This is a genomic window from Sphingobium tyrosinilyticum (assembly GCF_042654265.1).
Lineage (GTDB): Bacteria > Pseudomonadota > Alphaproteobacteria > Sphingomonadales > Sphingomonadaceae > Sphingobium > Sphingobium tyrosinilyticum.
On sequence record NZ_JBHSFZ010000025.1, the window covers coordinates 167765 to 181657 of the forward strand.

Here is a 13893-nt window from a genome sequence, read left to right on the forward strand (position 1 = left end):
TTTCAGAAGATCGAGTAAATGAACGGCGCTAACGCCTGGACTCCGGAGGCCAGCGTCAGGATTACCCCTACCGAGCAGAGGAAGACCACCAATGGGATCATCCAGCGCCTGCCGCCAGGCGATTGCCACATGCCCCGCACCAGATCGGCGATCGTGCCGCCCGCTTGCCCCACGATGATGAGTTGACGCCGCAGGCGCCCCTTCCGCCGGATCATGCGACTTTCTCCACCAACGGTTGCTGCTGCGCCCGCTGCCGGCGGACCAGCACATTGTCGGCGACCAGCAAGTCCATGCCGGTACGGCGGAAGGTCGAATAGCCCTCCGCCGCGCTGGTGACGATCGGGTCGCCGGCCAGGTTGAACGAAGTGTTGAGGAGGATCGGAATGCCCGTCCGCCGGCCATAAGCCGCCAGCAATGCATGAAGTCGTGGCGCCATCCTTGCTTCCAGCACCTGGACGCGGGCAGTGCCATCCACATGGGTGACGGCGCGCAGCCGGTTTCGCCATTCGGAGCGAACCGGAAATACTCCGGACATGAACCGGCCGAGCCGGCTGCCGCCTTGCGGGAGGGCGAAATACGTGTCGGCATGCTCAGTCGGCACGACTGGGGCGAAGGGACGGAATGCTTCGCGAAACTTGATGTCGCGGTTGAGGCGATCGCGCATGGCCTCATCACCCGGATCAGCCAAGATGCTGCGATGGCCCAGCGCCCGTGGCCCGAACTCGGCCGCGCCCTCCATCCAGCCGACGATCGCGCCATTGGCGATCGCCTCAACCACATTGTCGATCAGTTCCGCTTCATCGATGCGGGCGACAGGCAAGTCGTCCTCCGTCGCGATCTGCGTTAGATTGTCGGGCTCGACCGCCGGACCCCAGAAGGGGTGATCGGGACAGTCCCTGTGTGGGCGGCCGAAGAGAATGCGATCGGCATAGAGCGCCGCGCCCAATGCACAGCCCGCATCCCCCGGCGCGGACGGCACGAACAGCTGCTCGAACCCGGCCTCGGTCAAGATGCGCGCATTGGCAACGCCGTTCAGCGCCACCCCGCCACCCAGGCACAGGTCGGCAAGGCCGGTCTCCTTGCGCAGCGATATGGCGATATCGACCATCACCTCCTCCAGCGCCAACTGCGCGCTGGCCGCCACATCGGCATAATGCTGACCTTGAGGGGTGCCGAGATCAATCGGCTCGAAGCGATCGCGAGGCGGCCCGAACATCTCTATGAAAGCCCGCGAATAAGCGGAATCGACCGCCCGGTGATAATCGAAATAGCCAAGGTCCAGGGCGAACGCGCCATCGGATGTTCGCCGCAAGATGCGCCGCACTTCCTCCGCAAAGCGGGGCGCGCCATAGGCGGCAAGGCCCATGACCTTATACTCCCCTTCATTGACCTTGAAGCCCAGATAGGCGGTAAAGGCCGAATAGAAGAGGCCGAGCGAATGAGGAAAGCGCACCTCGCGCAACAGGTCGATTTGCGTGCCACCGTCAGTGCCCTTGCTCCCACGGCCGACGGTCAGCGTCGCCCACTCGCCTACGCCGTCCGCCGTCAAAATGGCCGCGCGCTCTGTCGGCGCGGCGAGAAAAGCGGCGGCTGCGTGCGACAAGTGATGGTCGGTGAAATGGATGCGGCGCGTATCGACGCCCAGTTGCGCTGCGATAACGCCACGCACCCATAATTTCTCGCCCAGCATATTGTTCATCGCCTTGGGAAAGGCGCGCCAGCTATGCGGGAAGCTGCGCAGCAGGGTCATCAGCACGCGGTCGAACTTAAGCGCCGGCCGCTCATAAAAGATGACGGCGTCCAGTTCCTCAGGTTCGAGGCCGGCATGATCGAGGCACCATTCGATCGCCTGCATCGGAAACTCTGCGTCATTCTTGCGGCGCGACAGCCGCTCCTCCTGCACCGCGGCGACCGGCAAGCCATCGATCACCAGCGCGGCAGCTGAATCATGATAGAAGGCGGAGAGACCCAGTATCTTCATCAATATTGCCCTCCGCCGTCATCCCGCCTCGTTGCACAAGCATGCCAGCCCACCGCCTCCTGCCGCCCGGTGCGCTTGGCGACCAAGGCGAAGGGCGGCAGCAGAAGGAAATAGAGCAGCGTCAGGATGAGGCGCGACATCATGGCGGCCACGATCAGCGCAAAGCGCATATAGGCCCGCCAGAGCCGTCGCATCCGCGCCCTCCACAGCGCCTGATCGGCACGCTGAGGCGCCAGGCGGGTAAGTTCCGCATGCGAATAGCGCATATGCCCTTCCTCATCATGCGCGATCTGCTGGATCACCGCCCGGGTTTCCGGGTCATCGTCCAGCACTGCGCCATAGCCGTTGAACACTCGCGCTGCCGCGCTTTCAGACAGGTGGATGAAAGCCAGCAGCGCGGCGGTGTCCTCCTTCTCAACCTCTAGTCGGTCGAACCCCCGCTCGCCCGGGGTAAGCCCGTCGCCCAACACGCGATCCGGCCCCGGATCGGCGAGCGTCCGCCGCAGCGCCAGGCCGCGCGTTCGGAACAACCGGGCATGGCGCTGCTCGTCCTTCGCATGGGCAAAGAAGCGGCGGCGGAGCGTCGGGTCTTTCGCCACCTCTGCAGCACGGAACAGATCGCGCGCACCCTGCGCCTCGACCTCGGCGAACTGCAGCAGCTTGCGCGCGCGGCGACGCGGGTCGGCCCATACCAGCCGGTCGATCGGCATGCGCCAGCTGTGGCCATTCAGCGCTTTCACCGCACGATGACCTTCCCGGTCATGCCGAATGCGCTGTGCATGAAGTGGGTGCAGCGCACCTTGTAGGTGCCGGGTGACGACGGAGCGATCAGTTGTACGTCGACGCTCTCACCGCCTCCCACCTCCACGCGGCCGCCCCTGATCTTCCCCGCGTCCTCCGGCTTGATCCGGGCCGCGGCGAAGAACGTCTTTGCGGCGAAATCATGTCCGCCCGACGAGCCGTTCACGAAATGAAGCCGATAGGGCGCGTCATGTTCCAGCAAGATCTCCGATGGCTCGAACTTAAAGCTCGACAGGCTGAGCGTCAGTGGACGCGCATTGCTCCACATGTCGCTTTGGGCCGTCACGGATGAGGAGAGGACGAGCGCGGTCAGCGCCGCCAGCGATCGCCTATGAGACATGGCCTGCCTCCGTTTTCCCGGTGGACGGAGATAAGTGGCGCTTGCCGTCGCCTTGGTTCACCGGGTCTCCAAAAAATCTTGAACCGGACGCCGACAGGCGCACACTCATGGAAGCGGGTGCGAAGGAGTCGCCCTTGGAGACGGTTCAACCGGCTGGTTGCGGTAAATCCGACCGAGCGCGTTCAAGCGCCGAGGATGACCTTGCCCTCGCCGCCCGCATCCGCCGACGCGACCTCAAGGCATTTGAGAGTCTCTACCGCTCCTATCAGCCGCGCCTCGCCCGCTTTCTCATGAACATTTTGCGTCGCCCGCAACTGGTGGAGGAAGTGTTAGACGACACGCTGATGGTGTTGTGGGACCGGCCGGACAGCTTTTCGGGCCGCAGCAAGCTGTCCACCTGGCTGTTCTCGATCGCCTGGCGCAAGGCGATGAAGGCGCTCCGCAAGCAGGACGATCCGATTGAGGATTTTTGCGAAGAAGCCCGGATCAGCGGCGATCGATCGCCCGAACAGTCAGCGGGTGACGAACGGGCACGGCAAGCTCTGCTCGATGCGCTCGCCAGCCTCTCGCCCGAACAGCGGGCGGTGGTGGACCTCACCTATTTCCATGAGATCGGCTATCGCGAAATCGCGCAGATCATGGATTGCCCTGTGGACACCGTAAAGACGCGCATGTTTCACGCCCGGCGGCACCTGCGGCGCGAGCTCGCCGGCGAATTCAGCGATTGGGTGTGAGGTGGGAATGGCTGACATCCTCTCCTTCCGCGACGATCCGCACCTGACCACAGAGATGTTGATGCCCTGGTATGCGGCTGGCCAACTGGAGCCAGAGGACCTGACGAGGGTCGAAAGCCACCTCGGCGAGTGCAGCCAATGCCGCGCCGCGCTTGATCGTGAGCATCACCTGAAGCGGGAAGTCATCCGATTGCCTCTTCAACCCGCACTCGGTTGGCAGAAATTGCAGCGCCGACTGGCTCCCAGCCACCGCACCCGCCAACGGGAGGCGCAGCCGTCTAAACGACTCTGGATCGGGACAAGTTGGCCCGTCGCGCTCGCCGCCTGTGCGGGAGTCCAAATGGCGATGCTCACATGCCTCCTTCTGCTGACACAGCCTCATCCCTCGGCCGACTATCGCACTCTCAGCGCTCCGACCACGCGCGTGGGCGGCGATATCCTGGTCCTGTTCCGTCCTCAAATCAGCGAAGTGGAGCTGCGGGCTATTCTTGTGCGCGCAAGCGCAAGATTGGTCGATGGGCCAACAGCGACCGGCGCCTATGTGCTGGATGTCGAGCCGGGACGGCGCGAAGCGGCGATGGCGGCACTGCGGGCGCAGCCAGGCGTCATGCTGGCCCAGCCGCTCGATGCTGATCCAAGGCGATGATCCGCGTCGCCATCCTCATTCTTGTCGCGCTCACCGCCCTGTCCAAACCAGGTGAAGCCCAGGAGGCGGGCAGCAGCGACCGCATTCTCGTCATGTTGCGCCTTCCCGCTCCGCATTTCCGTTCAGGCGGCAGCTATGGCGGCGGTTACAGCGCTCGGCTCAGCCGAAGCCAGATAATGCGCGAGGCACGGCGCATTGCCCGCGCCCATCATCTGACGCTTGTTTCCGACTGGCCGATGCCCCTCATTAATCTCAACTGCGTGGTGATGCGCCTCCCTCCTGGCGCGTCGGCAGAAGGCATGGCGGCGGAGATTTCACGCGACCGATTGGTCCAATGGTCGCAGCCGATGCACGATTATCAGACGCTTGGGGGCCAGGCGGGGCATGACGATCCGCTTTATCCTGCCCAGCCCGCAAGGCCCCTCTGGCGGCTGGACGCAGTGCATCGGATCGCGACCGGCCGGGGCGTTACGGTCGCCGTCATCGACAGTGGGATCGACGCGCGCCATCCCGATCTTGCCGGGCAGATCAGCGCCAACGTCAATTTCGTCGCGGGCCGCCCGCTCACCGCCGAACGCCACGGCACCGAAGTTGCTGGCATTATCGCTGCAAAGGCGGACAATGGGATCGGCATCGCCGGGATCGCCCCGGGCGCCCGTGTGGCCGGACTGCGCGCGTGCTGGCAAACGAATGTCCGGGATGCCGCCGCCGTCTGCGATAGCCTGAGCATCGCCAAGGCGCTTCATCATGCGATCGACCGGCGCGCGCCCATCATCAATATGAGCCTCGGCGGCCCGCCTGATCGCCTGTTGGCAATGCTGCTGGACACTGGAATGGCACGCGGCGCGTCGGTGGTCGCCGCCTATGACCCAGGCCGCGCAAATGGCGGCTTTCCCGCCTCGCACCCCGGCGTCATCGCGGTTTCCGGCAACCCGGAAACAGTCAAGCGCCACCCCGTCTATGTCGCACCGGCCCGAGACATTCCGGCGACGGAGCCCGGCGGCGGCTGGGCGCTGGTCGATGGCACATCCTATGCCGCCGCCCATGTGAGTGGCCTCATCGCCTTGATCAAGCAGGCGCGCCGCAATAGGCAGGGACGACCGACACTGGTCACGTCAGGAGGGGTCATCGATGCGCTCGCCACGGTGCAGGGCAGGACGGCAGGATGTGACGGTCCATGCCCTGCATCCCTTGCGACGAAAGGCCGCGATTGAGCGCAGGCGCGCCGCACTCCTCCTCTGGGCTCTCGTTGGCGTCATGCTGCCCGCGGCCCCGGCCGCCGCGCAACTGGGTGGAAGCGTCAGCCTGTTCAGCCAGGCCCGGCTTCGCGGCCAGCCGATCAGCGATCGCCGCCCCGTGGCCGAAATGGAACTGGTCCATGACAGCGCCAGCGGCTTTTATCTAGGCGGCTCCGCCGCTCTCGTCGCTGACCGCACAAATGGCCTCCAACCCTTCGCCTTTAAACAATATGCAGGCTTCGCTCACCGCCTGTCGCCCGGCGCGACGCTAGACTTGGGCGTGGTGCACAATGGCTATACCGAATATTCCAGGATCATCGGCGGCGGCAGCTATACCGAAGCCTATATCGGCATCATCGGCCGCAACCTGTCAGGCCGTGTCTTCATTTCGCCCGGCTATTTCCGCAAAGACCAGGCGACGCTCTATATGGAGGTTGATGGCCAACTCGATCTCGCCCGCAACTGGGTGATCGTCAGCCATTTGGGGCGGCTGACCTATCTGAACGATGATCGTCCGGCAGGGAGTCCGGGCGGCGTGACGGATTGGCGTCTCGGCCTGCGCCGACACATGGGCTCCATCGATCTGGAAGTCGCCTGGACCGGATATGCAGAAGACAAGCGACCTTATGGTCCCGGCCATGATAACGGCGGAGCGCTGGTCATCGGCCTCACCCTGGTCTTTTGAACCGCAGGAAGCGTCAGCGGCACCAAAGCGGCATGTGGGCCTCCTCTCCTGCCAAGTTGCGCGACGACGCGACATATTTCCGGATGAGCCATTGGATTAGCTGGACGGCGCGGCTGCTGACGGGCGCCGTCGCCCTGCTGCTGCTGCGCTTCGCCGCTGGCATGGACGAGGAGTGGACCGAGCGCCATCTGCTGCCGGACATCCTGGTTCCCAGCGATTGGCTCGTGCGGATCGTCCAGATTGAGCGCTTCCTTCTACTGACGATAGCCCTAGCCTTGCTGTTGAGCGTCATTTTCCGCCGCCGCGCGGCGCGACCCGGCAAGATTTGGCGATGGGTTGGGGTCGCCGCCGCCATTTTGCTGGCGCTTCCCGCGAGCGAACTGGCGATGCAATGGAGGTCGGGTCGCGCGGGCCTGGCCTGGACCCCGACGGACGAACCCTTGCGTCAAGCCGACCCCTTGATTGGCTGGACCACCATCCCCGCGCGCCGGATCATCGATCCTGAATTTGCCTCGCGTCCGCTCTATGTCATCGAGGCTCATGGTTACCGCGTGGAAACTGGACCGCTGGACATGGCCCTTCCTTCGATATTGTTCGCTGGGGAGTCGATCATGTTCGGCAAAGGGCTGAACTGGCGCGACACCATCGCGGGCCGGGTCCAGAAGCTCAGCGGCATTCAGAGCGCCAATCTCGCAGTCAACGCCTATTCCGCGGGACAGGTTTACCTTCACCTGAAACGGGAACTTCCAAAATTTCGCCGCCCGGTAGCAGTCATCATCCTCTACGCGCCCACTTTGCTGGTGCGCGATCTCGACAGAAATCGTCCCTGGATCGATCGCGCCGGGCGGTGGCACGCCGCAGAACGAACTTGGTATTTGAGCCGCCTCGGCCGTGTTCTGTTTCCCTACCGGACCCCCTCGGCCATCGAAGAGGCAGTTGCAACCGATCGCCGCCTTTTGCGGGCTGATGTGGCCATGGCGCGCGCGCGTGGCGCGCAGCCGCTGGTTCTGGTTCCGGTTTATCAGCCCGAACGGCCACGCGAGCGGGCGCTTCGGTCAGCGATTTTCGATGGCGGTCGCATCCCCCATGTTATCGTTCCGCTCGACCGCCAATGGCGTCTCTCTTCGGACCCTCATCCCGACGCGCGGGCTCATGCAGCAATGGCGCGAGCGGCGTGGATGCGCCTCAACGAACTTGGCCTGTTGAATGACATGGCTGCGGTTCCGGACAGTTCAAGCCTTTAAACGCCCATATATTCGCCGTCCCGGAAATGTTCGGATCATCTTCGAACTGTCATCTGGATGAAACCTGGTCGTCATAGAGATTCCCACAATGGAATCATATCAGTGGATGGCCATTGTCAATGCAACTTCTCCTTGTCGAAGATGACCAGGATCTCGCCACGCAACTGGATGAGCAACTGCGGCTGTTCGGTCATGACACGACCGTTGCGCCGGACGGACGAACCGCGACCGAGCTGGTGGCCGCGCAGCAGTTCGACGCGATAATCCTGGACCGGGTCCTGCCCGGCGTGGACGGCGTTACGGTGCTCCGGAGCATGCGCGATCATAATCTTCTGACCCCCGTCATCATGATGACGGCGCTCGGCCAGTGGCGGCAAAAGGTCGAAGGGCTGGAGAGCGGCGCGGATGATTATGTCGTGAAGCCCGTCGAACCCGCGGAACTTAACGCGCGCCTGCACGCCCTCATGCGAGCGCGGGGGTGGAGCGAGAGAGGCTCGGACGAAACGCTGCGGGCCGGCGACCTCGTGATCAGCCCGGCGCGGCACAGCGCCTCGCGTAATGGCAGGACGCTCAATCTGCAAAAGACCGAGTTCAAGCTGCTGACCGAACTGGCGCGCCACGCCGACAGCGTCATGACGCGCGCGATGCTGCTGGAGCGTGTGTGGAACTATGATTTCGAACCGGCCACCAATCTGGTCGATGCCTCTATCCGCAGGCTGCGGATCAAGCTCACCGAATTTGACGATCCCGATCCCATCGTGACGGTTCGCGGTACAGGCTATATGCTGAGGGCGTGAAATCGCTACGGTCCTTGCGGGCACTGACGCTCGCATTCTTGTTCTTCTTCTTGTGCGCGACGCTGGCGACGGCGTTCGGTATCTATTTCGCGACGCTCGGGACGATCGATCATCTGGTGGTCCAGCGGATCACCGGCACGAGCATGATGATCGCGCCGCCCGGCGAATCGCAGTCGCCGCGCCGCATCGGCATCCGGATCATGATGGCCTCGCGCGATCGCGACACGGGTGACCTCGGCTTCATCCTGCTGGAAAAGGGGCAGCAGATCGCCGGTAACTTACGCGTCAGCCGTCCTTTGCCGCTTGGGCTGTCCCGCGTCGATGTGGCGGACCGGGTCAAGGGCCTGTCGCATGGCAGGGTGCTGGTGCGCGACCTGGGGCGCGGTTTGCGGCTGGCGGTGATCGCGGAAACCGAGCCGTTCCACAATTATAATCAGGTTCGCAAGCGCATCTACTTCATCGGCTTTGGATCGATCATCGGCATAGCTCTGGCGGCGGCGACCACCTTCACGCTGATCATCCGGCGGCGGATCATCGACATGCGGCGCACGGTGGACGCGATCCTGGCGGGCGACATGACCCGGCGTGTGCCGGTTGACGGTTCGGACACCGCATTTGATCAGCAGGCGCAGGCGTTCAACCAGATGCTGACCCGCATTAACGAGTTGATGGAGGAAGTGCGCAACGTGATCAATGGCGTCGCGCACGAACTGCGCACGCCGCTGGCGCGCCTGCGCAACCAGCTGAACCTGATCAGCCATGATCCGGAGGCTGCGGGCGTGAGCGACCGGATAGAAGCGGCCCAGGTCGAGGCCGATCAACTGCTCACGCTCTTTTCTGCTTTGCTGCGCATCGCCGAAGTGGACAGCGGCGCGCGGCGGCAAAATTTCCGCCCAGTCCAACTGGCCCAGTTGGCGGAGCAATGCGTCGAGGCGCTGGAGCCGGTGATCGAGGAGACGCACGTGATCACGCGCGCGGCCTTGGCTCACATCACCCTGTCGGGCGACGAGCAATTGCTGTCGCAGATGATCCTCAACCTGCTGGAGAACGCTGTCCGGCATAGCCCGGCCGGAACCCGCATCGCCATCGGCCTTGTACGGTGCGAGGAGGGCCGAGCGATGCTGACCGTCGCCGATGATGGCCCCGGCATCGCGCCGGACGACCGCGCGCGGGCGCTGGAGCGCTTCGGCCGTCTCTCGGGCGGCGGCGATGCCAGGGGGCATGGCTTCGGCCTGCCGCTGGTGGCTTCGATCGTGCGCCTGCACGGGGGAACGATCGAGCTGGGCGACGCGCAGCCGGGCCTTAAGGTAACGGTGCATCTGCCCTGCTCATGAAAAATGGCGCGCCGCCGGAGCGACGCGCCATCTGTCCTATCAAGCCGGTATCAGAACTTGATGCTGGCTTCCACGCCGTAGGTGCGCGGCGCATTGAAGTTGCCATAGTCGCCCAGCACGTTGGCGATGCTGCCGGTCGTCACGTTGCTCGTCGGGGCGGCAGGCAGGCTGTTCGACGGATCGCGGCGGAACACATATTGCTCGTTGAACAGGTTACGGCCCCAGATGCTGAGCGTCAGGTTGCGGCCATAACCCACATCGACATCGGCCAGCGACACGCGACCGTTGAAGATCAGCGAGCTGTCATTCTTCGTGACGAACTGATCGAAGGCTTGGGTGGCCTGCGAATAGTTGCCGTCGAAGTGGAACTTCAGCTTCGTGTCGCCGCCGCCGATCGGCAGGGCATAGTCGATCGACCCGCTCGCGGCGTTGCGCGGCGTGAAGACGATGTAGAACTGCTGATAGACGCTGGTCGAACGGCCCGCCGTGTCGGTCGCAGTGATCAGCACCGGCGGGATCTTGGTATAGGTATAGGCATAGGACGCGTTCAGCGTCAGCCCGTCGATCGGCTCCACCGTCAGGTCGGCCTCGATACCCCGGATCTTGGTGGTGCCGGGCGCATTGATGGTGACGAGGTTGTTGAAGCTGCTCGTGCCGACGAACTGGATCGAGCTGATATCGACCTGGCTGTCCTTGCGGTCCATGATGTAGCCGGCCAGGTTGAAGCGGCCACGGCCCCAGAAGTCGGACTTCAGGCCGACTTCATAGGACTTCACGTCTTCCGGATCGAACGCCTGATAGTTGGACGTGCGCGAACTGGCGCCCCCAGCGCGGTAGCCGGTCGCATATTTGGCATAGACGTGCAGGTCGTTGCTGACGTCATAGGCCACCGTCGCCATCGGATTGAAGCGGTTCCACGTCGCATCCAGCGGCTTGTAGCCGACGCTCGCGGCGGGCGGCGTGAGGTCATAATTCACATTGCGCGAATAATGCAGCACGCCCTTCTTCTTGTCGTGCGTGTAACGGCCGCCCACGGTGATATGCAGAGCGTCGGTGGCGTTCCAGGTCAGCTGGCCATAGGCGGCGTAGCTCTTCGACCAGACTTCCGAAGCGCGGTCGATCGAGCAGCCGTTGACCGCCGAGCCGACGAAAGCCGGCGTGGATGCGGTGCAGAAGGGGATGGTGACATAGGTCGGCGTGCCGCCAACCAGGGCCACGCCCATTGAGCTGGGGGTCGCGGCATCGTCGCTGACATGCTCATTGAAGTAGAACAGGCCCGCGACATAGTCGATCGAACCGACTGTGCCGACCGCCTGGACTTCCTGGCTGAACTGGCGCTGGCGCAGGTCGGCCAGGCTGTACCGGCTGAAGGCGCAGGGAGCCGCGAGGGTGCAGGCGGCGGTCAGGTTGACCAGCGGCGGACGGTGCGCACCGCCCGAATTGTCCCACTGGGTTGCATCGACGCCGCGCCATGCGGTGATCGAACGCAGTTCCAGCTCGTCGGACAAATGCCACTTCAGCGAGTTGGTGAAGCCGTGCGTCTTATCGACGCTGACCTGCTGTGGCACGCCGATGTCGGCATCCTTCATGCGGCTATCGCCATTGACGACCACGCCGGGCAGCAGCGGCTTCACCGGACCCCCGGTCAGGTTAGTGTAAGCGGTGCCGGGCAGGGTGCAGGCAGGCTGCGACGCCTGGGTGCCGTTGGCGCAGCTGTTGGGATTGTAGTTCAGCAACTGGCTGTAGAAGGGCGTATTCTCATCCTTCGCGACGTCATAGGCGAAGTCGTTCGTGATGGTGTCCGTCGGCTGCCAGCGTACGGCAGCGCGCAGGCCCTTGCGGTTGTAGTAGTTCCAGCCCGCCTGGCCCGCGAGCGGGTTCTCGGTCGTGGCGTCCTGATGCTGGATCACGCCGTCCAGCTTGACGGAAAAGCCCGCCACCTTTGGAAGGTCGAGGTGGAAGTCGGCGGTGCGGCCGCCATAATTGCCGATGCCCGCTTCCACGCGACCGCCGAACTCGCCGGTTGGCGCCTTGCTGACGATGCTGAGCGCGCCGCCTTCAGTGTTGCGGCCGAACAGCGTGCCCTGCGGACCCTTGAGCACCTCGACTCGCTCGACGTCGAACAGCGCAGCGTTTAGGCCATGCTGGCGGCCCATATAGACGCCATCGACATAGATGCCGACGCCCTGCTCACGCGCGGGCTGGTTGGCGTCGAGCGGCACGATGCCGCGAATGCCGATGGTGAGGGCCGACTGGCGCGCTTCGAAGGTCGCGATGCGCAGTGACGGAACAGCGCCGTCGGCGAGGTCGTAGAGGCTCGACACGTGACGATCCTTGAGCGCCTCAGTGCTCATCACCGCCATGGAAATCGGCGTTTCCTGCAAATTGGTTTCGCGCTTGGTTGCAGTGACGACGATTGCGGCAAGGCCGGCATCGTCGGCCGCCGCGGCTTCGAGGGGAGCCTGTTCTTCGGCCGTGGTGCTGGCCAGGGCGGGAGCGGAAACGGAAGCCAGCAGCGCGGTGCAGAGCGAGGCACGCAGCAGCGAGGTGGAAGAGCGAATCATTTTGAAAACCCCTTAAGACCCATTGAGTGGATGCTTTTGCGGGGCTGGCCACTAGGCTGTGATGACAACAGTTTTATTACATTGAATGTAACATGATCAGTATATCAGCTGTCATTTTCGTTTCATGTTGGCAGAAACGAACATAAACTTGAAGAGATCGCAAATATCTCTAACATTATATCTACGAGTTAGCCAACATAATTAGTCGAAACAAAATGTCTTACATGTATCAATGGAGGTATTTATGAATTAAATCTCTACTAATTTTGATGAACTGCGTATAATATTCTATAAAAAATTCAAATCAACATTGTGGCGGCTCGCATTTGCCCCGCTCTAGCGCTGGACGCACGCGAAAAAATTCCGCCGCAAAGGAGATAATCGACTCCAACCAGGTTGCGGAGACGGGTCTTTGCAGAGCCTTATGGAGAGGGGAGGAATGCCAACTCTTCCCTTCTCTGGTCCGTCGTCAACGCCGTCAGCCTTTCGCCCGCACCACACAGCGAAAGCCGATGTGGCTCGTCGATGACTCGATCGCTTGTGCATGCCTGGCCGCAGGGCGGTAGCGCTGGCAATAATTAGGCGCGCAAAGATGCGATCCGCCCTTCAGCACCTTTCGCGGGATGGCGTTAGGGGCGTCCAGGCTCTCGTGTCGGGTCGGCCCACGCGGGTTGGCGGGCACGCAGCAGCTGCCGCGCGCCTTCGCCTCGACCCGCGGCTGGGCGTACCAGTCGCTTGTCCACTCCCACACATTGCCGATCATGTCGTACAGGCCAAGGCCGTTCGCGGGATAGCTGCGCACAGGCGAGGTTCTTTCCCACCCGTCGTCCAATGTGTTGGCAAAGGGAAAGGCGCCCTGCCAATAATTGGCGAGCATCCGTCCTTCTGGAGCCAGCTCCTCGCCCCAGGCATAATCCTGCGCCTGCAGTCCGCCGCGCGCCGCATATTCCCATTCGGCTTCGGTCGGCAGCGATTTGCCAGCCCATTTCGCATAAGCCCGCGCATCTTCGAAAGTGACATGGACGACGGGATGATCCTCCAGCCCGTCCAGACTGCTCCCCGGCCCGTGCGGGTGCCGCCAGTCCACGCCCAGGGCGAAGGTCCACCACTGGCTATGGTCGTTCAGGTCCACCGGCCCGGCCGTGCGCTGGAACAGCAACGATCCGGGCTGCGCCAGTTCGATCGGCATGCCGGGATAATCCTTGGGATCAGGCGCGATTTCGGCAACCGTCCTGTGGTTCGTCGCCTGGACGAAGCGGGCAAATTCACGATTGGTGACGGGCGTCTCGTCGATCCAGAAGCCATCGACCCGCACCCGCCGCACCGGCGCTTCTTCAGGATAGAAATTCTCCGATCCCATGGCGAATGCGCCGCCCTCCACCCACCGCATGCCGCTGGTGTCCGGCTGCACCGGCCGCGATGACCGTATCGCCCTGGGCTTGGAAAACTGACGCATGGATGCTCCACATATGTTCTGCGACCGCTCAAGATAATAGGCTCGCTCACATCATAAAGGCGTGAGTGGCCGC

At 63.2% G+C, this 13893-nt stretch carries 13 protein-coding genes; 7 read left to right on the top strand and 6 right to left on the bottom strand.

Annotated features, from left to right (window positions below):
- Positions 1 to 2: 2 nt before the first annotated feature.
- The 4 genes from ACFO3E_RS11935 to ACFO3E_RS11950 are packed head-to-tail and all read right to left on the bottom strand — an operon-like array spanning position 3 to position 3122.
- On the bottom strand, positions 3 to 215 hold the full coding sequence (locus ACFO3E_RS11935; RefSeq protein WP_066531310.1) for a DUF5989 family protein: 213 nt from the start codon (positions 213 to 215) through the stop codon (positions 3 to 5).
- Entirely contained in the window at positions 212 to 1981 is a 1770-nt protein-coding gene (locus ACFO3E_RS11940) for a carbamoyltransferase family protein (protein WP_066531314.1), read from the bottom strand. The genes ACFO3E_RS11935 and ACFO3E_RS11940 overlap by 4 nt, the downstream gene beginning before the upstream one ends.
- Positions 1981 to 2721 carry a ferritin-like domain-containing protein gene (locus ACFO3E_RS11945; protein WP_197486369.1) on the bottom strand — a complete coding sequence of 247 codons (741 nt, stop codon included), beginning with the start codon at positions 2719 to 2721 and terminating at the stop codon, positions 1981 to 1983. The genes ACFO3E_RS11940 and ACFO3E_RS11945 overlap by 1 nt, the downstream gene beginning before the upstream one ends.
- Positions 2718 to 3122, bottom strand: coding sequence for a cupredoxin domain-containing protein (locus ACFO3E_RS11950; protein WP_380804946.1), 405 nt, complete (start codon positions 3120 to 3122; stop codon positions 2718 to 2720). Before ACFO3E_RS11950 ends, ACFO3E_RS11945 begins: the two co-directional genes overlap by 4 nt.
- Positions 3123 to 3256: 134 nt before the next feature.
- On the opposite strand from ACFO3E_RS11950, the gene ACFO3E_RS11955 reads away from it, so the two are divergent.
- The 7 genes from ACFO3E_RS11955 (at position 3257) to ACFO3E_RS11985 (ending at position 9800) form a co-directional block, all read left to right on the top strand.
- On the top strand, positions 3257 to 3856 hold the full coding sequence (locus tag ACFO3E_RS11955) for an RNA polymerase sigma factor (protein ID WP_066531806.1): 600 nt from the start codon (positions 3257 to 3259) through the stop codon (positions 3854 to 3856).
- A 7-nt stretch (positions 3857 to 3863) separates the two neighbouring features.
- Positions 3864 to 4502: a zf-HC2 domain-containing protein gene (locus ACFO3E_RS11960; RefSeq protein ID WP_380804948.1), complete on the top strand. Its 639-nt coding sequence runs from the start codon at positions 3864 to 3866 to the stop codon at positions 4500 to 4502.
- On the top strand, positions 4499 to 5716 hold the full coding sequence (locus ACFO3E_RS11965; protein ID WP_380804951.1) for a S8 family peptidase: 1218 nt from the start codon (positions 4499 to 4501) through the stop codon (positions 5714 to 5716). The genes ACFO3E_RS11960 and ACFO3E_RS11965 overlap by 4 nt, the downstream gene beginning before the upstream one ends.
- A 43-nt stretch (positions 5717 to 5759) precedes the next feature.
- Positions 5760 to 6425: a TorF family putative porin gene (locus tag ACFO3E_RS11970; protein ID WP_380804953.1), complete on the top strand. Its 666-nt coding sequence runs from the start codon at positions 5760 to 5762 to the stop codon at positions 6423 to 6425.
- Between the two features lie 83 nt (positions 6426 to 6508).
- The gene (locus tag ACFO3E_RS11975) at positions 6509 to 7669 is read left to right on the top strand and encodes a hypothetical protein (RefSeq protein ID WP_380804956.1); all 1161 of its coding nucleotides are present in this window, start codon (positions 6509 to 6511) and stop codon (positions 7667 to 7669) included.
- Positions 7670 to 7788: 119 nt separating this feature from the next.
- Positions 7789 to 8466, top strand: a complete 678-nt coding sequence (locus ACFO3E_RS11980; RefSeq protein WP_066531324.1) for a response regulator transcription factor — start codon at positions 7789 to 7791, stop codon at positions 8464 to 8466.
- Positions 8463 to 9800 (top strand): sensor histidine kinase, encoded by a 1338-nt coding sequence (locus tag ACFO3E_RS11985; RefSeq protein WP_380804960.1) that lies wholly within the window; start codon positions 8463 to 8465, stop codon positions 9798 to 9800. The genes ACFO3E_RS11980 and ACFO3E_RS11985 overlap by 4 nt, the downstream gene beginning before the upstream one ends.
- 50 nt (positions 9801 to 9850) lie before the next feature.
- Here ACFO3E_RS11985 and ACFO3E_RS11990 read toward each other — a convergent pair whose 3' ends face one another.
- Positions 9851 to 12364 carry a TonB-dependent receptor gene (locus ACFO3E_RS11990; protein WP_380804962.1) on the bottom strand — a complete coding sequence of 838 codons (2514 nt, stop codon included), beginning with the start codon at positions 12362 to 12364 and terminating at the stop codon, positions 9851 to 9853.
- A 478-nt stretch (positions 12365 to 12842) separates the two neighbouring features.
- Positions 12843 to 13754 carry a formylglycine-generating enzyme family protein gene (locus ACFO3E_RS11995; RefSeq protein ID WP_066531808.1) on the bottom strand — a complete coding sequence of 304 codons (912 nt, stop codon included), beginning with the start codon at positions 13752 to 13754 and terminating at the stop codon, positions 12843 to 12845.
- Positions 13755 to 13893 lie beyond the last annotated feature (139 nt).